The organism is Bradyrhizobium sp. GCM10028915, from assembly GCF_042666195.1.
Taxonomy (GTDB): domain Bacteria; phylum Pseudomonadota; class Alphaproteobacteria; order Rhizobiales; family Xanthobacteraceae; genus Bradyrhizobium; species Bradyrhizobium canariense_D.
Genome location: NZ_JBHTFN010000040.1, coordinates 35,713 through 57,672, shown reverse-complemented (window position 1 = coordinate 57,672; position 21,960 = coordinate 35,713). Strand labels below are relative to the sequence as shown.

Annotated in this window: 14 protein-coding genes; 8 read left to right on the top strand and 6 right to left on the bottom strand. The window is 65.2% G+C overall.

Features of this window, described 5'->3' with window-relative positions; all coding sequences use genetic code 11:
• Positions 1-22 precede the first annotated feature (22 nt).
• Entirely contained in the window at positions 23-1,090 is a 1,068-nt protein-coding gene (locus tag ACFQX9_RS17750; protein ID WP_018455679.1) for an endo-1,4-beta-xylanase, read from the top strand.
• 3 nt (positions 1,091-1,093) lie between these two features.
• On the opposite strand, the gene ACFQX9_RS17745 is transcribed toward ACFQX9_RS17750, so the two are convergent.
• The 3 genes from ACFQX9_RS17745 to ACFQX9_RS17735 all read right to left on the bottom strand — a co-directional run bounded on the left by ACFQX9_RS17745 (position 1,094) and on the right by ACFQX9_RS17735 (position 6,401).
• Complete coding sequence (locus tag ACFQX9_RS17745; protein WP_018455680.1) at positions 1,094-2,044, bottom strand: DUF6492 family protein; 951 nt, start codon at positions 2,042-2,044, stop codon at positions 1,094-1,096.
• 95 nt (positions 2,045-2,139) lie between these two features.
• Positions 2,140-2,934 (bottom strand): protein-L-isoaspartate O-methyltransferase, encoded by a 795-nt coding sequence (locus ACFQX9_RS17740; RefSeq protein ID WP_018455681.1) that lies wholly within the window; start codon positions 2,932-2,934, stop codon positions 2,140-2,142.
• Positions 2,931-6,401: an ATP-binding protein gene (locus ACFQX9_RS17735; RefSeq protein WP_377789859.1), complete on the bottom strand. Its 3,471-nt coding sequence runs from the start codon at positions 6,399-6,401 to the stop codon at positions 2,931-2,933. Before ACFQX9_RS17735 ends, ACFQX9_RS17740 begins: the two co-directional genes overlap by 4 nt.
• Before the next feature lie 142 nt (positions 6,402-6,543).
• On the opposite strand from ACFQX9_RS17735, the gene ACFQX9_RS17730 reads away from it, so the two are divergent.
• From ACFQX9_RS17730 to ACFQX9_RS17715, 4 genes are all read left to right on the top strand, one after another.
• Entirely contained in the window at positions 6,544-12,987 is a 6,444-nt protein-coding gene (locus ACFQX9_RS17730; protein ID WP_377789857.1) for an amino acid adenylation domain-containing protein, read from the top strand.
• A gap of 141 nt (positions 12,988-13,128) precedes the next feature.
• Positions 13,129-13,302, top strand: a complete 174-nt coding sequence (locus ACFQX9_RS17725; protein ID WP_007600599.1) for a hypothetical protein — start codon at positions 13,129-13,131, stop codon at positions 13,300-13,302.
• A 245-nt stretch (positions 13,303-13,547) separates the two neighbouring features.
• Positions 13,548-14,279, top strand: coding sequence for a 4'-phosphopantetheinyl transferase superfamily protein (locus ACFQX9_RS17720; protein WP_018455684.1), 732 nt, complete (start codon positions 13,548-13,550; stop codon positions 14,277-14,279).
• Positions 14,276-15,256 carry an LLM class flavin-dependent oxidoreductase gene (locus tag ACFQX9_RS17715; RefSeq protein ID WP_377789854.1) on the top strand — a complete coding sequence of 327 codons (981 nt, stop codon included), beginning with the start codon at positions 14,276-14,278 and terminating at the stop codon, positions 15,254-15,256. The genes ACFQX9_RS17720 and ACFQX9_RS17715 overlap by 4 nt, the downstream gene beginning before the upstream one ends.
• Positions 15,257-15,394: 138 nt before the next feature.
• Here the strand turns inward: ACFQX9_RS17715 and ACFQX9_RS17710 are convergent, their stop codons facing one another.
• The 3 genes from ACFQX9_RS17710 to ACFQX9_RS17700 all read right to left on the bottom strand — a co-directional run bounded on the left by ACFQX9_RS17710 (position 15,395) and on the right by ACFQX9_RS17700 (position 19,517).
• A complete protein-coding gene (locus tag ACFQX9_RS17710) occupies positions 15,395-16,420 on the bottom strand; it encodes a histone deacetylase family protein (protein ID WP_377789852.1) in 1,026 nt (341 codons plus the stop codon).
• Positions 16,421-16,546: 126 nt separating this feature from the next.
• Positions 16,547-17,488 carry an SMP-30/gluconolactonase/LRE family protein gene (locus ACFQX9_RS17705; protein WP_026233001.1) on the bottom strand — a complete coding sequence of 314 codons (942 nt, stop codon included), beginning with the start codon at positions 17,486-17,488 and terminating at the stop codon, positions 16,547-16,549.
• Positions 17,445-19,517, bottom strand: a complete 2,073-nt coding sequence (locus ACFQX9_RS17700; protein ID WP_085350474.1) for a sorbosone dehydrogenase family protein — start codon at positions 19,515-19,517, stop codon at positions 17,445-17,447. Before ACFQX9_RS17700 ends, ACFQX9_RS17705 begins: the two co-directional genes overlap by 44 nt.
• A gap of 206 nt (positions 19,518-19,723) precedes the next feature.
• Here ACFQX9_RS17700 and ACFQX9_RS17695 point away from each other — a divergent pair, with 206 nt between their 5' ends.
• The 3 genes from ACFQX9_RS17695 to ACFQX9_RS17685 all read left to right on the top strand — a co-directional run bounded on the left by ACFQX9_RS17695 (position 19,724) and on the right by ACFQX9_RS17685 (position 21,960).
• The gene (locus tag ACFQX9_RS17695; RefSeq protein WP_007606355.1) at positions 19,724-19,957 is read left to right on the top strand and encodes a DUF6894 family protein; all 234 of its coding nucleotides are present in this window, start codon (positions 19,724-19,726) and stop codon (positions 19,955-19,957) included.
• Between the two features lie 9 nt (positions 19,958-19,966).
• Positions 19,967-20,143, top strand: coding sequence for a hypothetical protein (locus ACFQX9_RS17690; RefSeq protein ID WP_018455689.1), 177 nt, complete (start codon positions 19,967-19,969; stop codon positions 20,141-20,143).
• Positions 20,144-20,370: 227 nt separating this feature from the next.
• Positions 20,371-21,960 carry a gamma-glutamyltransferase family protein gene (locus ACFQX9_RS17685; protein ID WP_377789849.1) on the top strand — a complete coding sequence of 530 codons (1,590 nt, stop codon included), beginning with the start codon at positions 20,371-20,373 and terminating at the stop codon, positions 21,958-21,960.

Sequence of the window (21,960 nt, the reverse complement as noted above, 5' to 3'; positions counted from 1 at the left end):
GTTGGCTCCGATAAGGAATGCCGTGACCAGGCTCGACAGACGCGAATTTCTCCTCGGCAGCGCCGCAGCACTCGCGGCAGCCGCATCGGCGTCCGCAGCGCCGGCGTCGAAACTCGCCCAGCGCTATCAGGGATTTGGTGCCGCGGCCACGCTCTGGGATCTGCAAGCGGATCCCAGGCTCGGCGAAGCCATCAGCACCTACTGCACACAAGTCGTGCCGGTGCTCGAGCTGAAATGGCCGATGCTGCGTCCGGACGCGCACACCTTTGCCTTCGAACGCGCCGACGCGATCCTGGATTTCGCCCGGCAGAACGACCTGACGATGCGCGGCCACGCGCTCGCCTGGTATCACGACATTCCGGACTGGACCAAGCAGATCAAGGATACCAAGGGCGTCGAGCGCGCCTATGTCGACCACATCGGCACCGTCGTCTCCTATTACAAGGACAAGCTGACGTCGTGGGACGTCGTCAACGAGCCGATCCCGGACAATCCGCACAGCCCGAAAGACCGACGCGAGTCGTTCTGGACGCAGCATCTGGGCAACCGCTGGATTCCGCTGGCGTTCCGCACGGCGGCCGCGGCCGATCCCTTCGTCAAGCTCGCGATCAACGAATACGACATCGAGTCGGCCAAGGACACGTTCGTCGCGAAGCGCGCTGCCTACCGCCATCTCATCATGGAGCTGCTCGACCAGGGCGTGCCGTTGCACGCCGTGGGACTGCAAGCGCATCTGCATGCCGAGCTCGAGATCGACACCCATGGGCTTGCCGAATTCGTCACCGAGCTGCGCGCCTGGGGCCTCGAGGTGCTCGTCACCGAGCTCGATGTCGACGACCAGAAGCTGACGGGGACGCCGGCGGAGCGCGATGCCATCGTCGCCAAGCGCGTCGATGATCTCTTGACCGCGATCTCGACCAGCGGACCGGTGCGCTCGATCCTGACCTGGGGCCTCTCGGACCGCTACAGCTGGATCAACGGCACCTTTGCCCGCGCCGACAAGCAGCCGAACCGTCCTTTGCCGCTCGACGGCGAGTTCAAGCCGAAGCCGTTCATGAACGTGATCAGCAAGTTCACGAGAGACGTGTAAGGTCTAGCGAGCTTTCGGCACTTCGAACTGAGCCTCGTCGCCCATGTGCTCGGGCGAAAGACTCGGACCGCGACGGTCGCGCGAGCTGAGGCGGAACACGTCGCGGATGTCGTCGATCGAGGTCGACGAATAGGACTGGATGCACAGCGCGACCTGGTCGGGCGAAGCGGCGCGCATCATCGCTTCGATGGCGGGACGGTCGAGGCGGGTGTCGTCCCAATGCGAGACCGCGATGCTGTCCTCGGTGACCCGATGAGTGGCCAGATGCGCGGGCGCGTTCGCGACGAAATGGCCGTACATGAGATATTCCGAGAACTTCTTCTTCCGGCACAGTGCCAGAACCCAGTTCAATCCCGTTGCCGACTTGATCGAATCGGTCATCGCGCGCGCGGTGTCCTTGTCCCAGACCAGCGCGTTGCCGACATAGTCGTCCGCGGGGAAGGACCGGTCCTTGATGCCAAGGAGCTGATCGACGGTGCGGAGCCACAGGACATGCAAGGGGTGGGCGGCGTCGATCCCGTTGCGCGTGACGAACAGCGGGGTCTTCTCGGCGCCGGCATACTCACCGACGTCGAATTCGCGGAAGAACAGATTGTCCGAATCCAGGATGCAAACGCGCTGCTCTGGCGCGTTGAGGACGCCGGCGATCTTGAGGATCTGCTGAATGTGCCAGCCATGAACAGGTGACGACAGCAGCGACAGCCAGACGCGCCGTTTGCTGATGAACTGCAGAGCCGGCGGCAACGCCCACAGCCATTTCGGCAAATAGCGCGAGGCCGGAACGATGACGCGTTTGTCGGAAGCGAACCGCGCGAACAGCGGCAGATCCTCATCGTTAACGAGAACATAATGCCGTGTGTAGCCCGTCAACCAGGTGTCGATGCTCTCGCTGAGCAGCGAAAAGCGCTCGATATCCTTGGCGTAGCTGGCGGTCAGCAGGGCAACGGAATGCATGGCGCGCGCTCGTATGGCGATCAGGCCGCAGTCATAGCGGCGCCGAGACGCGTTGGATACTTACATTCCCAATCAAGGTAAAATGAAACGAAGCATTAGCCATCCGACGGCAACCCCTGCGCGATGCCGCGAAAGCGCAGCGGCGCCAGCGCGGAGGCGCGCTGCCACCAGTCGGCGACGCGGTCGTCGAGCGCGGTCAGACCGCGGCCTTGGCCGGGAAATATCCGGATCTGCTGCACCGCCTCGGCTTCGAACCCCCTGCCCTTGCGGGTGATCTTGAGGGCGGCGCCTTCGCGGTCCCGCTGGGTCAGCGGCACCAGAAGCCGGCCGCGCGGACGAAGCGACCGAAGCCAGAGCGGATGCGGCTGCGAGAAGCCGGCATGAACGATGATCACGTCGGCGGGTTCGCCGATGTCCTCGCATCCGTCGCCATGGACGACCGCGACGTTGCGATAGGCGCCAAGATAGGTTGCGGCGCGCGCCGCAAGCCGCTCGTCGCATTCGATTGCCTGCACCCTGCCCTTGGGCCCCACGATCTTCGACAGCACGGCTGAGAAATAGCCGAGCCCGCAGCCGATCTGGACCACACGGTCTTTTTCCCCGACGTCGAGCAAATCGATGAAATGCGCCCACAGGCTCGGAAGTCCGGTATCAAGCTTGCGGCGCGCATCGATCGCGACCAGCACATTGTCCTGGAGATGAACGGGATCAGCATCCGGCGTCAGCCGATAGTTGCGCGCCGCCTCGGTCTTGATGCGCCACGGCCCCTTCGCCAGAAACTTTTCGCGCGGAACAGTGCCGAGGGCTTCGAGCAGGCGCGTTGAAGAGATCCGCTCGCGTTTTGAGATCAGCTCCACGTAACGCGCACGCGCGGCGGCAAGATCGCTCATCTCACGGAATCGGCCTGTTTACGAACAAGCGCGTCCACGCCGAGCTCGTCGATCAGTTGCATCGCCTGTTTCAGGTCCGGCGTGGAAAAGCCCTCGCTGAACTTGGCCACAATCGGTACGAGCAGGAGACGAGCGTGCTCGCGCTTGCCGGCTTGGTGCGACAGGCGCGCGAGGCTGACGGCGGTGCGAAGCTCCCAGGACAGAGCGCCCTGCTTACGCGCGATCTCCAGCGACAGGTTGAACAGGTCCTCGGCCTCCTGCACCGAGGCCGGATTCTCATCCGACAGGGTGATCTCGCCTTGCAGGCGGTAGACTTCGGCGAGGTAGGAGTGGTCGCCGGTCCGTCTTGCGGTCGCGAGCGCACCGTCCAGCGCGCGCAAGGCGGCATCGCGCATTCCGACCTTGGCGTAGGCCTCCGCGAGCAGGCAGCGGAACCAGCAGCCGGCGAGCCAGGAATCCATCGCTTCGTATTCGTCGAGGCCGAACCGCATCTGGCTGAGGCCTTCGTCGGCCTCGCCGAGCTGCGCCAGCGCCCAGCCGCGCAGGATCGCCGCCTGCTGCTTCCAGTGCAGGAAATTGTGCTCCGTGGCGATGATCATGGCGCGGTTGGCATGGTCGCGCGTGCCCTCAACATCGCGCAAATGCTGGCAGAGATAGGCGCCGAACACGAGCGCGAAGGCGAGCGTGAATGGGTGGCGGATCTTCTCGGCGTTCGCGATCGCCTGTTCGCTGTGCTGGCGCGCCGCGTCGGGCCGGCCGAGGAACCACAGGAGGTAGCCGAGATAGGACAGCGAGACGACACCGGGATCGGTGCCGTGCCGCTCCATCAGATCGGAGTGCAGGTCGGGGCTGTAGAGGTTGATGCAGCGGTGCAGATGATGCTGGGACGCGGCAAAGCGCCCGCGATAGAGCATAGTCATCGCGATCGAGCGATGCGCCTCGATCAGATAGCCGGTCTGCTGCGCCGGTTGCGTCCCCTCGTTCAGCCGCTCGCGCTTGGCGAACTTCAACAGCTCGACGCTGAGATCGTGCGCGCGGGTCAGATCGGCGCGGATGAAATGACAGACCCAGAGCCCGCGCGTGGCGGCGAAGGCCTTTTCGTCGTCGTCGAGCTGCTGGCCGAGTTCGAGGGCGCGGACGTAGTTCTCCTCGACCTCCTGCACGGCATAGCCCTTGGCGGCGATCAGCGCGTTGCCGAGCGCGATGCGCAATTCGAGCTCCATCTCATCGGCGCCCTGCATGCGCGCATTGGCCTGCACGACGCCGAGGCCGCGGCCCAGATGCCCGATCGCCTCTAGATTGGCGCCACTCTTGGCCGCCTGCTTACCGGCCTTAAGCCAGAAGCTGGCGGCGCTCTCGCTCTGGCCGGATTCGGTCATATGATGGGCGAGCAGTTCCGGTTCGCGCTCGGTCTTCTCGGGATACATCTCGGCCAGCACCTGGGCGATCCGGGAATGCAGCTTGCGCCGCTCGCTGTGCAGCAAGCTCGCATGCGCGGCGTTCTGAATCATCACGTGCTTGAAGGAGTAGAGCGCGTCGGGCGGATGGCCGCGGCGCATGATCAGTCCGGCCTCCTCCAAATGATTGAGCGCGGCCTCGATCTGTTCGGCGGGTGTGTTGGCGACCGCGTGCAGAGTCTCGTAGGAGAATTCGCGGCCGATGGTGGCACCGATTTGCGCGATCCGCTTGAACGGCCCCATCCGGTCCAGCCGCGCCATCAGCGAGTCCGTCAGCGTCGCCGGGATCGCAAGCTGCCGCCACGGACCCGACAGCACGTAGCGCCCGTGCCGTTCGGTCAGGAGGTTGGATTCGAGAACCGTCTTGGTCAGCTCCTCCAGGAACAGCGGCACGCCGTCGGTCTTGACGATGATCTCCTCGATGACCTCCTTGGGAAGCTCGCGTCCCGCCACGCGCTCGACCAGCGTCGCGCGCAACTGCCGGCTCAACCGGTTCAGCACCAGGGTCGTGATATGCGAATGGGCGTTCCAGCTCGGCTGGAATTCGGTGCGCGCGGTGATGATGACCAGGATTGCCCGGTTCTGTGCCCGGTCGACCAGGAGATCGATCACCTCACGGGACGTCGGGTCGATCCAGTGCAGATCCTCGAATGCGATCACCAGCGGCTGCTCGCGCGCAAGGCCGAGGAAATGATTGACCAGCGCAGCGACGGTCGCATCCTTTTGCTGCTGCGGCGACAGCTCGAGCGGCGGATAGCGGTCGCCGGTCGGAATGGACAACAGCACGGCAAACAGCGGCGCAACCTGCTCGATGTCGCCATGAGCGGCGGCGATCGCGGTCTCCAGGCTCGCCAGCGACTGAACGGACGCATCCTCGCGATCGAGACCGAGAGAGAATTTGAGCTGCTCGGCGAACGGATAGAACGCCGTGGAGGTGTAATAGGGCGAGCACTGGAACGAGACCTGTCCATGGCGATCGCCCGCGATCCGGTCGAAGATCTCCTGGATGATGCGCGACTTGCCGATGCCGGGCTCGCCGAACTTGACCACGACCTGGCCCTCGCCCTCCTTGGCCTGCTGCCAGCGCCCCATCAGCAGCGCAATCTCCTCCTCCCGGTTGACGAGCGGGGTCAGCCGCGTGCCCATGGCGGCGGCGAAGCGGGTCTCCACCCGCGAGGCGCGCATCACGTGCCAGGCCTGGGCTTTCTCCGAGATTCCCTTGAGCACGTGGACGCCGAGATCGCGGTAGTCGAACTTCCCCTTCAGCAGCGACTGGGTCGACGTGGAAATCACCACACCGTTGGGCGGCGCCAGGCCCTGCAGGCGCGCGGCGAGATTGACGGTTTCTCCGACCGCGGAGTCGCGCTCTTCGGTGCCCTGTCCGACTAGGTCGCCAACCACGACGAGACCGGTTGCGATGCCGATGCGGACGGCGGGTGAGTGGCTGAGCGCGCCACGCGGCTCGATCGCGCGAGCGGTCGACAGCACCCGGACGATTTCCAGCCCCGCACGCACGGCGCGCTCGGCGTCGTCCTCATGTGCGGTCGGATAGCCGAAATAGACCAAAATACCGTCTCCGACGAAGCGGGCAGCAAAACCTTCGTAATGCTTCACGACGCGGACACAGGTTTCGCGGAAGCTCGCGATCATGTCGCGCACGTCTTCCGGATCGAACTGCACCGAGAGCGAGGTGGAATCCACCATGTCGCAGAACATGGTGGTGAGCTGACGCCGCTCGGCGCCGACCTCCGTCCGGATTTGCGGGCGCGCCGTCGCGTCGGCCTTCTCCGCGGTTTCGGCCCGGAATAACGCGGTCATGGCGCGCTGGAGCCGCTTCCGATCGCCGAGCGGCAATCCGAGCTCGACCAGATCGGATTCGGTCAGGTCCGGCATGACGTCGAGATCGAGACGGTGCTGCGCGAAGAGATCGGTATAGTGGCTAAGACCGATACCCTCGAGCCAGCGCTTCAGCCCGCCTTCCGCTCCCGTGCCCGGCTCATTCTCCAGCATGGTGATTCCGCCCGACCAATCACTCCGTCGAAGGGCTTAGGGCCCCGCAACCACAGATTTTGGGGCCAAAACTTCACCTCAGACTGGACGCGTTTCCTAACTTCTTGGAAGAATAGCCCAATCGGATCAAAAGGGAACGGAATTGTCGGACGCCACACGCCCAGCCCCGCGGGAAGCGAGTACGACGGCCGAAGCGAAGATATTCGAGGATATCGGCGGTCTTCTCGATTTCCATGCCCGCAAGATGCCGGTGGCCCCCGCCCTCCTCGCCCCCGGCCGGCCGGTCCTCAACTACGGCGGGATTGGCGTGCGGACGCAGGATCTCGTCCGCACGCTGCGCGGGCTTGGCATCGCTTCTACCGACCGCATCGCGGTTGCGCTGCCGCGCGGTGCCGACAGCGCACTGGCCCTGATCGCGGTAGCCTCGAGCTGCGCTTGCGTTCCCGTCAATCCCGATCTGACGGCGGACGAGCTGCAACGCTATTTCAGCGAATTGAAGCTGACGGCGCTCGTCACCCGGGCCGACACGAACTCGGCGGCCCGCGATGTCGCCAAGGCGCTCGATATTGCGGTGATCGATTTCGTGCCGGGGCCGCAAGACGATCTCGGCGGCTGCGCGTTGGTCGGGCCGGCGGTCGGACCGGCGAGCAGCAGCGGCGCCTCGCGCGGCGACGACGACGCGTTCATCCTGCTGACCTCGGGCACGGCGGCGCGACCGAAGATGGTGCCGCTGACGCATCGCAATGTGTGCCTCTCCGCCTACAATGCCGGCCGCGTGCTCTCGCTCGCGTCCCACGATCGTCTGCTCAACGTCCTGCCGCTGTTTCACGCCCATGGTTTGATTTCCGGCCTGCTGACGGCGCTGGCCGCGGGCTCCAGCGTAGTCTGTACCGAGGGTTTCGACGCAGCCTCCTTCTTCGGCTGGATGCGGCAGCTGCGACCGACCTGGTACACGGCAGTGCCGACCATCCATCGCGCGCTGCTGACGGCGGCGGAAGCCAACCCGGATCTTGCCCGATCGTCGTCGCTGCGCGTGATCCGCTCCGCCTCGGCCTCGCTTACGCCTGCGATCCTCGACGGGTTGGAGGCGACGTTCGGCGTTCCCGTGCTCGAAACCTACGGCATGACGGAGGCGGCCTCGCAGATCGCGGCCAACCCGTTCGAGCTGCGCAAGGTCGGATCGGTCGGCCGCGCCGCGGGCCCCGAGATCACAATCATGGACGAGACGGGCCGCGCGCTCGCCAGCGGCCAGCACGGCGAGATCATGCTGCGCGGACCCAACATGAGCCGCGGCTACTATAATGACGAGGCGGCGACGCAGGCTGCCTTCCGCGACGGTTGGTTCCGGACCGGCGATCTCGGCTATCTCGATGCCGACGGCTATCTCTTCATCGTCGGCCGCATCAAGGACGTCATCAACCGCGGCGGGCAGAAGATCTCGCCTCTGGAGGTGGAAGAGGTTCTGCTCAGCCATCCGGCGGTGCTGGAGGCCGGCGTGTTTGCCGTCCCGCACCCGAAGCTCGGCGAGAACGTCGCCGCAATCGTGGTGCTGCGGCCGAATTCCGAGGCGACTTCGGACCAGTTGCGCCAGTTCGCCCGCAAACGGCTCGCGGCCTACAAGGTGCCGAGCCTGATCCGCAGCGTCGCGACGCTGCCGAAAGGCGCCAGCGGCAAGGTCAAGCGCAATGCGCTCGCCGAATTGATTGCAACGGGCGGCGGCGAGGAGGAGGCCCGTCTGCCGCGCAACGCGCTGGAGACCGAGCTCGCCGGGATCTGGGCCAATCTGCTGGAGCTGCCGCAGGTCGGGGGCGATCAGGACGTCTTTGCGCTCGGTGCCGACTCGCTCGCGGTGACGCAGATGCGTTCGCGCCTGCGCGAACACTTCAATGTCGATTTCTCGTTCGAGGACGTTTTTGATTGCGCCACGGCCGCCGCGCTTGCGGCCCGGATCGAGACCGCCGCAATCCATCGCGAAACGATGCTACCGGCCTGGCGCCAGGCCGGGGAAGCAGACGCGCCGCTGTCGTTCCAGCAGCAGCGGATGTACGTGCTCTCGCGGCTCGACCCCACGCGCTACAATTATAACGTCGTCGAAGTCGCGCTCCTCAAGGGTGGGCTCGACGTCGCCGCACTTTCTGCGAGCCTCACCGCCGTATCGGCGCGCCAAGAGGCGTTGCGGTCGGTCATCGTCGAACGCGAGGGCGAGCCGGTGCAGCTTGTGCTGCAATCGCCACCGCGGTTCGAGCGGATCAAGCTCAAGCCCTGCCCCGCGAACAAGCGGGTCGCTGTTGTCAGGCGCGAAGCACTCCGGCTCGCGCAACATCCGTTCGACCTTGCGAACGAGGCACCGCTGAAGGTCACGCTGCTCTCGTTCGACAAGAGCAGCCATGTGCTGGTGGTCAACGTCCACCACCTCGTCACCGACGGCTGGTCGCAGCGGCTGTTCTGGGAAGAACTCGCCGCCCATTATTCGGCAGCGCGCAAGAACGACGTGGCGGCACTGCCTTCGCCCGCCTTCCAGTATCGCGACTTTGCGCTCTGGCAGCAGAGCTGGGCGCAGACGCCGGCGGCCAAGGAGCAGCTCGATTACTGGCGGGTGCAACTGGACGGCGTCACCACGCTGCCGCTGCGAACCGACCGCCCAAGGCCGGAGGTCTGGAGCGGCCACGGTGCCCGTCACTATCTCGAATTCTCCAAAACCCTGTCGGCCGACCTGCGCGCGCTGAGCCAGAACCAGGGCGTCACGCCCTTCATGACCCTGCTCGCCGTGTTCCAGTGCCTGCTGTTCCGTCACACCGGACACGAAGATGTCGCGACCGGATCGCTGATCGCCAACCGCAATCAGATCGAGAGCGAGCGCCTGATCGGACTGTTCGCCAACACCCTGATCCTGCGCAATGATTTTGGCGGCGATCCGAGCTTCGGCGACATGTTGCGCCGGGTACGGCAGGTCACGCTAGATGCCTATCGCAATCAGGATCTCCCGATCGAGGAAGTCCTGCGCTCGCTTCAGATCGCACGAAGGACGGACGGCAATCCGCTGTTCCGGATCATGTTCATCCTCCAGAATGCCTCGATCGAGGCGGCACGATTCTCCGGTCTGTCGACGCGGCGGATCGAGATCGATCCAAAAGTGGCGCGATTCGACATCACGCTCGAACTGGTCGAGGCCGACGGCCGTTTCACCGGCTTCTTCGAATACGCCACCGATCTGTTCGACGCGGCGACGATCGAGGGCATGGCCGCTCAGTTCAAAACCCTGCTCAAATCCGTCATCGCCGATCCGGAGCAGCGCATCTCCCGCCTGGCACTCCTGACTGAGGCCGAACGCCGGCAGCTGCTGGCGCAGGGCCGGGGCGTGCCGGCCAATTTCGTCGCGCGCGGCAATTTGAGCGAAGGTTTCGATCGCCAGGTCAAGAAGACGCCGAACGCGATCGCGGTGTCGGACGGCCGCACATCCCTGAGCTACCGCGAGCTGGCGCGCCGCAGCCAAGCGGCTGCGCGCTGGCTCACTCTCGAAGGCGTCGGCGCCGAGGCCGTGGTCGCCTTGCTTGCAGATCGCGGGCCCGACCTGCTCGCCGCGATGATCGCCGTACAACGCGTGGGCGCCGCCTTCCTCAATCTCGATCCCGACCAGCCGCGGGAACGGCTCGCAACCATCCTCGGATCGAGCGGGGCCCGCATGCTGCTGATCGAACGGGCGCAGTCATCCATGGCGGAGGCGCTGCTCGAACCGCTGGTCGAGCGCATCCAAATGGCCGAGCTCGAGGACGCGATCGCGCCAGCGTCGGCCAAGCCGGCCCCCGCAAAGCGGCGCGCGGCGTCGAGCCTTGCCTATCTCATCTACACCTCCGGGTCCTCCGGCGCGCCCAAGGGCGTCATGATCGAGCAGCGCGGGCTGTCAAACCATCTGGCGTCGCTCATCTCCGAGCTGAACCTCTCGTCCCGGGACGTGATCGCGCAGACCGCGCCACAGAGTTTTGTCATCTCGGTGTGGCAGTTCCTCGCGGGGCCCATGGTCGGCGCGCGCGTCCACATCTGCGGGACCGCGATCGTGCAGGACCCGATTTTGCTCGCGCGCGAGATCGAGCGCGAGGGCATCACGGTGCTCGAGATCGTCCCATCGCTGCTGCGCGTGATCCTCGATCGCATGGACGAGGCACAAATCCGACGCGCCTTTGCGAGGCTGCGCCTTCTGATCTCGACGGGCGAACCGCTGCCCGTCGATCTGTGCAAGGCCTGGTTCGCCCGCTGTCCGAAAGTGCCGCTGATCAACGCCTATGGTGCCTCGGAATGTTCCGACGACGTCTCGCTGCATCGCCTGACCAGGGCGCCCACGACCACGACGGGCAACGTCCCGGTCGGCGCGCCGCTGCCGAATACCCAGCTCTACGTGCTCGACGCAAGCCTGCAGCCGCAGCCGGTCGGCGTAACCGGCGAGCTCTGCATCGGCGGCGCCGGCGTCGGCCGCGGCTATGTCAACGATCCCGCGCAGAACCGGCAGCGCTTCCTGCCCGATCCGTTCTCGCGCAAAGCTAGCCGCCGGCTGTACCGGACCGGCGACCTCGCCCGTCGCCGTGCCGACGGCACGATCGAATGCCTCGGTCGCGCCGACCATCAGGTCAAGGTCCGCGGCTACCGTATCGAGCTCAAGGAGATCGAGAACGCGCTTGCCGACCATCCCAGTGTGTGCGCCGGCATCGTCGAGCCGCGTCGCGAAGCAAGCGGCGATATCAGGCTGATTGCCCATATCGTCGCGAGATCCGGCAGCCGGAGCAGCGCCAGCGAGCTGCGCGATTTCCTGAAGAGCCGGCTGCCGGGCCATGCCATCCCGTCCGCGTTCCTGTTCCTGGGTCAGGTGCCGCTCAATGCCCATGGCAAAATCGATCGGGCCGCGCTGCTGGCGTCGGCGCAGCAGGAAACGTCCGGACCGGATGCGGCCGTGCCGGCGCGGCGCTTTACCGAAAAGGTGCTATCCGACATCTGGATCGACCTGCTGAAGGTCGAAAGCCTCGGCGTCACCGACAATTTCTTCGACCTCGGCGGCCATTCGCTGCTGGCGGGCCAGGTCATGGCGCGCGTCGCTCGGGCGCTCGGCGTGTCGCTGCCGATCAAGACCATCTTCGAGGCACCGACGATCGACGAGCTTGCCCGGCGGGTCGACGAGGCCGTGGCGGCAAAGCCGCGCAAGCCGGCCCCAAGTGTAGCGAGGTTGGCTAGTGCGAGCCTGGCCGAAGGCAGCCCTCTCTCGATCGCGCAGGACCAGATGCTGCGGATCGAGCAGAATCTTCACGGACTGCCGCTGTTCAATCTGCCTTTCGCTTTCCGTCTCCAGGGGCCGCTGAATCCGGCCGCCCTGGCGCAGGCGATCGACGACATCGTGCGCCGGCACGAATCGCTGCGGACCCATTTCGGCTGGAGCGGCGGGGAGCCCGTCAGCCGCATCGCCGCGCCCGGCGCCCTCGGCCGTGTCCTGAGTGTCGAGACGATCGGCGACGGTCAGCCCCACAATAACAAGCGGCGCAAGGCGCTGGAACTCCGCAAGATCAATCTCCTGATCGAACAGGAGACCTATGTCCCGATCGACACCACGCGCGCGCCGCTGCTGCGCGCCCGGCTGTTGCGGCTCCACGATGGCGATCACGTGTTGCTGCTGACGCTGCATCACGCCGTCGTCGATGGCTGGTCGATCGGCGTGATGTTCGAGGAATTATCCAACCGTTATGCGGCGCTGGCCGGCTATCGGTCGGTGCCGCTGCCGAAACCGCCGCCGGCCTTTGCGGACGTGGCGCGCTGGCAGCGCTGGTGGTGCGGCACCGATGCCGCCCGCCGTCAGGCGGCCGACTGGACCGAGAATTTGCGCGGGGCGCCTCCCCTCTTCGAGGGCGAATCAAGGCCGGGCCCGTCCAGGGGGCACCATCCGGTCAGTCTCAAGCGTGAGCTGATCGGCCGGCTCGCGGCTTTCGCCGGCCAGGACAATTGCACGCTGTTCATGTGCCTGCTGGCCGGCTTGAAAGCCGTGCTGCTGGCGCGGACCGGCCGCGACGACATCTCTATCGCCACCGCCATGGCCAATCGCGGCCAGCCGGACACCGACCGGATCGTCGGTCCGTTCGAGAACACGGTGATTGTTCGTACCAAAATCACGCCGGAGCTGTCGTTCGCGCAGGCCGTAGTCCGGGTCCGCCAGAGCGTGCTTGACGCGCATGCGCGCCAGGAGCTGCCTTTCAACATCCTGGCCGATCATTTGGAGCAGGAGGGGGTCAATCCAGCCTCGCTGCTCCAGGTCTATTTCACCCTGCAAAATCCGCTGCGCCAGCCGCTCGATCTGCCTGATCTCACGACAGGATCGATCGGCAACATCGCCCGCGAAGGCCAGCCGGTGCTGCCGATCGACCAGACATGGCTGTCGCTGATGCTCAAGGAGCGGCCGACGGGGATCACCGGTTCGTGCAATTACAAGAGCGAGCTGCTCGACGGCGCTACGGTCGGCCAGTGGATGGAGGATCTCCTCGCGCTGCTCGCGGCCGCCCTCGCCCAACCCAACACACCGCTCGGCCGATTGCTCAATCGCAGGGCGGCATGACCGGCCGTACATCACGGACGAATACGGGGTCACTCGTCAAAGCTGTGAATGACCAAGTTGCATCTTGATTATTTGGCGCCATCGCGCAAGATTATTCTCGCGTTTTGATTTGGACGAGTATTTTCAACCGGGGAGTTCGTTATGGGTTTCATCAAATTTACCAAGGGCACCTCGTTGAGCGACAAGGACCGCAAGGCCCTGCAGAAGTTGCTCGGCGCCGAGAAGAAGAAGCTGCAGTCCGCGCTGAAGGACGTCGACGCCAGCATTTCGATGTTGGGCGGCTCCAAGAAGTCCAAGAAGAAGAAGAAGACGTAAGACTCGTCGGCCGGGACGCCGCACGAATCTTCAGGCTTCAGTTTTCGGGCTTCATTTTTCACATTTGGCCGCTCGCGTGTCGAGTTGGGGTCTCGCACAAGCTTGCGCCCGTAAACCGGCCAGCAATCGACAAGGATTCGCCCGAGTGGACCGCTAGAAGCGGTCCGCTTAGTTGATTCTTGCTCAGTTGATTCTTCCGTCATGGCAGGGGATTTGGCCCCGGCCTGGCGCCATGGGCCCAATTGATGGCAGACGACAGAATTGAACTGTTTGTCGGATTGATCGAGAATTTTGACACGCCAGGTGCGATCGATACGTGCCGGCGCCTGCTCTCGGTCGACGAACGGGTACGAGCCGACCACTTCGTGTTCGAGCGGCACCAGCGACAGTATATTTTCGCGCACGCGATGTTGCGCCTTGCGCTCTCGCACGTCGCACCTGAGGTCGCACCGACCGACTGGTCATTTGCGGCCGGGCGTTACGGGCGGCCGTTTGTCGCATCACCCAGGACATCGAGCACGCTGCATTTCAGCCTGTCGCACGCCGACGGCTGCGTCGCCTGCGTCGTGTCGGGGCATGAGACCGTCGGCGTCGATGTCGAGACCGTGTCGCGTCGGGTGGCGCCGCTGTCGACCGCGCTTCGGTTCTTCGCGCCGGAAGAGGTCGAAACGCTGCGCAGGCTGCCGGAGCCCGCCGCGACCGAGCGCTTCTTCGACTACTGGACGCTGAAAGAAGCCTATCTGAAGGCCAGGGGTTTCGGCCTCAATTTGCCGCTCGACGCCTTCGCGATGCAGGTATCGCGCGAGGCCATCGAGATCAGCTTCAAGCCCGATATCCCCGACGATCCGCAAGGCTGGCGATTCCAGCTGATCTCGCCGTCGCCCTCGCATCGTCTCGCGATCGCGGACGGCTCCCGCGCCACCGGCGGCCTTCCCATCACCCGCAATGGATGGCCGCTACAGGAGGCGGCTGAATGACGCCGCGGCGGCTGCGCGTCTTTCCCGCGATTTCGCGCAACCGCGACCCCAAGAAATATGTCGACGAGCTGATGCGGGTGGCGCAGTTCGCCGATCGCAACGGCTTCGAAGGCATCCTGCTATTCGAAGGCAACGACGTGTTCGTCGAGCCCTGGGCGATGGCCCAGCACATCATCGGCGAGACGACCCGATCCTCGCCGCTGATCGCGGTCAATCCGGTCTACATGCACCCGTTCACGGCGGCAAAATTCGTCTCGTCCTTTGCGCAGCTCCACGGCCGCAAGGTCTATCTCAACATGATCACGGGGACGGCGGTCAGCGATCTGCAGGGGCTCGGCGACGAGCAGTCGCACGCCGATCGCTATGTCCGGCTCGGCGAATTCGTTGCGCTGATGCGCCAGCTGCTGGCAAGCCCGCGTCCGACGACTTTCGAGGGCCGGTTCTACCGCGCCAGCAACCTGCAACTTCGGCCGCGCCTGCCGCCGGAGCTGATGCCGGAATTTCTGGTCGCAGGCCAGTCCGAGCCGGCACAGCGCGTCGCAAAGGAGACCGGCTGCATCAAGATGCAGATGTTGCCGCCGGATCTCGACCGCGGCCTCGATGCGCCGGGCGTGAATTTTGGAATTTTCGCCCGCGAGGGACGCGACGAGGCGCGGCAAGCGGCAAAGGCGCGTTTCCGCGATAATGCCGACGATCGCGAGCTGCTCGCGCTCACCGTGGAGAACAGCGATTCCGTGTGGAAACGGCGCCTCTACGAGAGCCAGAGCGGCGAGCTCGCGGACAATGGCTATTGGCTGCTGCCGTTCCTGACCTTCCAGGCCGACGGCCCCTACCTCGTCGGCAGCTACGCGGAGATCGGCGCGAAGCTGAAGGAGTTTGCCGCGAAGGGGCTGACCACGATCATGCTCGACATGGTCGCGGACGAGACCGAGATGCAGCACGTCTGCAAGGCGCTCGCGGCAAGCGGGATGTTTTGAGTTGTGGATGAAGTCGACCTAACCATCCACATCGTCATTGCGAGCGTAGCGAAGCAATCCAGAGTCCCTCCGCGGAAAGATTCTGGATTGCTTCGCTACCCTCGCAATGACGGAGAATGATGGGCTACTCAGCGAGAATCAGCGCGCCTCTTCGAAGCCGGCCAGCACCGAGGTCAGGTTCGCGCCGAGGATGTCCGAGAGGTAGCCGCCCTCCTGCACGAACACGGTCGGCAGGCCCATCTTCGCGATGGCCTGTCCGATGCGGCGGAAGCCCGGCGTGGTGACGGCGAGACCCTTGAGCGGATCGTGCTCGGAGGCGTCGAGGCCGAGCGCGATGACGAGGGCGCCGGGCGCAAAGGACTCGATCGCCTTGCGCGCGACGTCCATCGCCTGGATGTAGCCGTCATCGCCGGTGCCGATCGCCAGGGGAATGTTGAGATTTGTGCCAAGGCCGGGACCTTCGCCGCGCTCATGCGCATAGCCCCACACGTAAGGATAATACGCGACGGGATCGGCATGGATCGAGACCGTGTAGACATCCGGCCGCGCGTAGAAGATTCCTTGCGTGCCGTTGCCGTGATGGACGTCGACGTCGAGGATCACGACACGCTCGTGCCTCTGCCGCAGATGCGCCGCCGCGATCCCGCTGTTGTTGAGGAAGCAGAAGCCGCCGGCCATGTCGCGATAGGCGTGATGGCCGGGCGGCCGGCAGAGCGCATAGGTCGCATCCTCGCCGTCGATCACCATCTGTGCCGCGGTGACCGCGACGTCGGTCGCAGCGCAGGCCGCAGCCCAGGTGCCCGGGCCGATCGGCGCCGCGGTGTCGGCGGTGTGCCAGCCGAGCTTGCCGGTGATATGGGTGGGATAAGTCGCGGCATGGCGCACCGGATGGATATTGCCGATCATCTCCGGGCCGGAATCGCCGAGCGCGGTCCAGGCCTCCCAGGCCTCGCTCAGGAACGACAGATATTCCGGACTGTGGATGCGCGCACGCGGTCCCTGCCCGAATGTGGTCGGCTCGACCAGTTGATGCTTGCCGTCCTTGAGCCCTTTGAGCAGGCGGTCGGCACGTTCGGGCTGCTCGGTGGTGCGCTTGACCACACCGCGAACCAGGAAGAATTGCGGATCGTGGCTGCGATGCAGCTCGGTATGGACGGCTTTCACTCGAACACTCCGTGGTCGCTTTGAGGGTGCCACAGATGTCTAAATCCCCGCGGCGGCGAGATGCAAGCAAGAAGAATGCCGCCCCTGTCGCACCGCCCTGCGCCGGAAGCAGATCCCTCGTGAAGCTCAGCAGCGCCCGCGCTGAAGGCAGTGCTCGCGGCCCTGCTGGTCGGTGCGGAAGGACTCGACGAAGCCGCCCTGACGCTGAGTGACGAAGATCGTCTTGCCGTCGTGGCCTCCGAAGGCGAGGTTGGTCGGCTCCTTGGCTCTCAGCGTGATCTCCCGCTCCACCGCGCCATTGGCCTTCATCAACGTGATCGTGCCCTTGAGGATGCGCGCAACATACAGGCGGCCAGCGATGTCGGTGCGCAGGCCGTCGACAGTGTCGGGCTGAAATGCCTTGACGAGTCTTGGACTGGTGAGCTCGTTGCCGGCGACCGTATAGGACCAGATCTGACCGCTGCTGGATTCCCCGACATAGAGCGTCTTGTCATCAGGGCTGAGATCTATGCCGTTGGTCGTGCCCATCGCGCGCGGCGCCGACATCAGCTGTCCCTGCACCGTTCCGTCGGCTCCCTTCGCGATGCGCCAGATGTGGCCTTCGCGACCTTTCCAGTTCGGATCGCTCGCGTAGATCGTGCCGTCGCGGGCGATGGTGATGTCGTTGGGCTGGTTCATCTCGTCGGAGTGAAACCAGATGGCGGGCTCGGTCGATCCCTTCGGGATCGCGAAGATGTTGTGCTTCTTGTAGTCGGCGATGAACATGGTGCCGTCGCGCGCGAAGCGGATGGCATTGCCGACGCTGCCCTCGGGCAGCGCCGTGAACGGCTCGGACGCCGTGCCGCCGACGGGCAGCTTGCCGATGGTGCCGGGCTTGCCGAAATTGACGACGAAGAGATTGCCGTCGAGATCGGCGGCCGGCCCTTCGATGCCGAACGTGTATTCGCCTGATGGCGTCACCTGCACGCTTTCGAACAGTTTCGTTTCCGCTCGGGCCGGTGCCGTCGCAAGGACGAGAACAACGCTACTGCACAGGCACCAGAAATTCCTGCCGGATGTAATAGCCATCGCCGTCGCTGCACTCGCCATTCAGATAGGCATCGGCCGGTCGGAAGAAGCGGCTGAAACCGGGTTTGTCTACAGCGTTCCTTTGTGTCACGACGACGACCTTGGCAGCCGGTATTTCGCCGCATTCCTTGTTCGTTTTGCCAAAGAACTTGCGCTGCGGCGGGCCGGACTTGATCCGCATCCGGATGCCTGGAACCATTCTTGACACCAGCAGATCCGCCGTGTCGAGCAGGCGCGTGTAACCGGGTTCGGCCTTCGGCAGGCCGTCGCCACCCGGCGGCATCAGTTTCTCCGCGCCCAACCCACGAAGCCGCGTGCGCAACTTTCCGGAATCGGGATCACCAGGATAGATCCAGCCATCCTGCGACAGCATGAAGCGAAGCACCGTCGCGTCCTTCTGAGCGTCCGATAGGCCCGGCTTCAGGCCGAAATCCGAGTGACAGCCGACGCAGTGCTTTTCGACGAGGCCCTTGCGCAAATTGGTGAGCCGGACGCTGTTCTGCGCGTCCCTGGCCACGAAGACCGCCAGTTGCTCGATCAGCGCCTGGCTACGCACGTCGCAGGGCAGCGGCGACGGCGCATCGCCCGCGGCGCGGTCGATCCGGATCACGGTCTGGTTCTTGTCCTCGACCAGCCAGATTGCGCCGTCCTCCGCGACCGTCATGCCGACCGGCGCACCTTGCGGCCGCGCGCCGTTGACGCGGTGCCAGCCTGCGATCAGCTCCTCGAACGGCGCGGCGGCGACGGCGCCGGCCTCGGTCTGAAAGCTGTGGGTCGGATCGGCCGCGCAACTGACATGATAGCGTACCGGCGCCGGGGCGGGCTTCGGGAAGCCGTGATCGTCGACGTCATAGACGATGACGCGGCTGCCGGTCGGGCGATAGCCATGCAGGCCGACCAGCAGCTTGCCCTCGAGCTCCGGAAATTTCGCGCCGCGATAATAGAGCATCGCGAGCGGCGCGCCGTGCGGCGGCAGCAGCGAGAACGGCGCCTTGTAGAGAGCGTTGGCGGTGCACAGCGATTTGTAGACCCCCGACCGCAATACGATCCTGAATTCGAGGCTCGGCGTCGACAAATCGTAGCAATAGGGCCAGCCGTAATGCCTGCCCTGCTCGATCGCGTTGATCTCCTCGTTCGGCTTGAAAATGTCAGGCAGGTCGCGGCCGTTCTCGCCTTGCAGGAAGGCATAGCCCGCATCAGGGAAGTTCGGATGCAGCGCCAGCGCCATCGAGTTGCGCAGGCCGCGCGCATAGACACCGTGCGGCGGGTCGGGTTCGCCAGGCTTCAACGCCGGGAAGATACCGCCCGGGGGCGGCGTGAACAGCCAGATCGACGCCATTGCGGAAACGCCCTCGGCCGCCGCGCAAGGTCTCGTGATCGGCGCCGGCGTGATGCAGTCGTCGCTGTGCGAGCCGACATTGACGAACAGCCGGCCGTTCTTATCAAAGACAAACTGCTTGAATGGATGCGCGCTCTCGTCGAGCTTTTTGCCGTCGGGCAATGTGATCCGGCGGCCGGGCATGTGACGGACGACGGTCTCGACCGTGTCGCGCGGATTGTCGGCGAGCGGATCGAACCGGAAGATCGTCTCCGCGCTCGAGGCATAGAGCTTCTTGTCCGGGCCGATCGCGAGGCCGAACGGATATTCGATTGCAGTCAGCAACTCCTTGAACCGCTGTCCCTGGGGTGCCCGCGGGTCGAGCAACAGCAGCCGGCCATCGGTATGGCCCCAGCCCGCCATGTCGGCGACCACGAACAGGTCACGACCGGGCACCTGGATGATCGAGCGCGGGAATTTCAGCCGATCCTCCTCGCTGGCGACGAGGCCAGCGCAAAATCCCGCCTTCATGTCGATCTGGATTCTGGGAAAGGCGAGATCGGCGCTGCCGCAGGTCTCCGTGCCGATCGCATAGCCGCTCTTGCGGACCGGTTCTGATGAGCCTACCGAGGCGAGGGTCAGGAGGACCACCAAGGCGCCCGTGCATGCGCGCAGGCTTCGGCTTTCACGCCAAAATGTGAGGTGGTTCACGGCGCCTCCCGGACGTTCCGTCCAGGGTTGTTCCATGCCGCGGGAACGCCGTCCAGTTGATCAACACCCCCTTGTGATCAAACCAGCAGGGGGCTTGGCGCCGACCAATCTCCGTAGATTCCCTTACCGGGCTCGACCCGAATGTTTCGCGAAGGCTTGGAATGGTATCGGTTTGCCGTCCCAATCGCTCCCAATAGGAGACGCATATGGTCCAGGTCTATTTTCACTGCTCCAACTTGGACGGCACGCTGATCGATCGCAGCGGCACAGCCGTGACCAACCTGACCGAGGCGCGCGACCGTGCCGCCCAGATCATGAACGCGATGATCCTGACGCCCGGCGCTGAGGATTGGCGCGACTGGGTAATCCATGTCAGCGGCTCCGACGGCGAGGAGATCTTCGACCTCCCCTTCACTGCCATGCTCGGCAAGCCGCACTGAGGTGATGCCATGTTGCTCGCGTCACTGACCCTGCTCCGCCAGCCCCTGAACTTCATCGCCAGCAAATGGCTGACGCTGATCCGGATCGCGGGCAATCCCTACCGCCCCGAGCTCCACTACATGCGCGGGCCTGGCCCGAAATGGCACGCCAGGTATCAGGCCAGCCGGCTGGATCGCGCGCGCTGAGCCCTGCGGCTTCCGCTTCCCACTGATCGGTCTCATAACTCGTCATGCCCGGGCCTGTCCCGGGCTTTCTCGTCTTGGCATCTACGTCTTGCCGACTGCGCCACCCCCGCTGTTACACACCAGCCATGCCGCGTCGCCCTTTCGATGTTCTCGATGGGGGCGATGTGCCATTCTTCGCGGAGCTCAGCGCAACGAAGCCAAACCGAAGACAGCACACAGACATCATCATGCCGCACCAGTTCAGCCACACCCAAACCGTCCGCAAGCCCGCCGTCACATCCAAAGGCGGCATCGTCGCCGCGCAATCGCGGCGGGCGGCCGAAGTGGGGGCGCAAGTGCTGGCGGCGGGCGGCGACTGTGTGGACGCGATCGTCGCCACCACCTTCGCGCTTAACGTGCTGGAGCCCTGGAACAGCGGCATGGGCGGCGGCGGCGCGATGGTGCTCTACCGTGCCGCGGAAAATCTCTACGAGGTGATCGACTACGGCATGTGCGCGCCGCAAAGCCTGCGCGCCGCCGACTATCCGCTCAGCGGCGAAGGCGCGGCTTCCGACCTGTTTCCCTGGCAGCGGGTGAAGGACGACCGCAACATCCACGGCCCCGGCTCGATCGCCGTGCCCGGCGTCGTCGCCGGCATGGAGGAGGCGCATCGCCGTCACGCCAGGCTGCCGTGGAACGATCTGGTCGCGCCGGCCGTCGCCCTCGCCGGCGAAGGCCTGCTGGTCGATTGGTGGACCACGCTGACGATCGCGGCATCGGCGTCCGATCTTCGGCGCTATCCCGCGAGCGCGACAACGTTCCTGAAGGACGGCCTCCCGCCGAGCGCGCCGTGGGGCATCAAGTCCGAGACGCGGCTGCCGCTGGACACGCTGAAGGCGACACTGGCGCACCTCGCCGACGCCGGTCCGCGCGATTTCTACCAGGGCGACCTCGCCAGGAGCATCGCGTCCGACATCAAGGCTGACGGCGGCGCGCTATCGGTGGAGGACCTCGCCGCGTTCCGAGCCCATCTGCGCGATCCGCTGGCGATCCCCTATCGCGGCGGCAAGGTGTTTGCGACACCGGAGCTGACGGCCGGACCGACCATGGCGCATGCGCTGCGCCTGTTGCAGCAGAACCTGAAGCCGGGAAGCGCGCCCGATGCGGGCGCCTATGCCGAATATGCCGCCGCGCTGCAATCGGCCTATCGCGAGCGGCTCAAGGATATGGGCGATGCCGACGGCAAGCGCTCGCTCGGCGCGGACTATCTGGCGCCCGCCTGCACCACGCACTTCTCCGTGGTCGACCGCCACGGCAACATCGCGGCGGTGACGCAGACGCTGCTGTCGTCCTTCGGCTCGAAATACGTCACGCCGCACACCGGCATCGCCATGAACAACGGCATCATGTGGTTCGACCCGAAGCCAGGCACCACCAACTCGCTCGCCTCTGGCAAGCGCTGTCTCACCAACTACACGCCCGTCATCGCCGAGGCCAAGGACGGCAGACGGCTCGCGGTCGGCGCCTCCGGCGGTCGCCGCATCCTCCCGTCGGTGATGCAGATCGTGTCGTTTGCGATGGATTTCGGCATGGATCTCGATGCCGCGATCCACCAACCGCGCATCGACGCCAGCGAAGGCGCCATCGTGATCGGCGATACCAGGCTGCCGGCGGACACACGCGAGGCGCTCGCGGCGCGATTCGACTATGAGGAAGCGCGGGTGCAGTCCTTGCCGCAGAAGTTCGCCTGCCCGAGCGTCGTGATGCGCGACGGTGACACCAATTCCGGCGCGGTCGAGATCTTCCAGCCCTGGGCCGACGCGGTGGCGGAGGGCTGA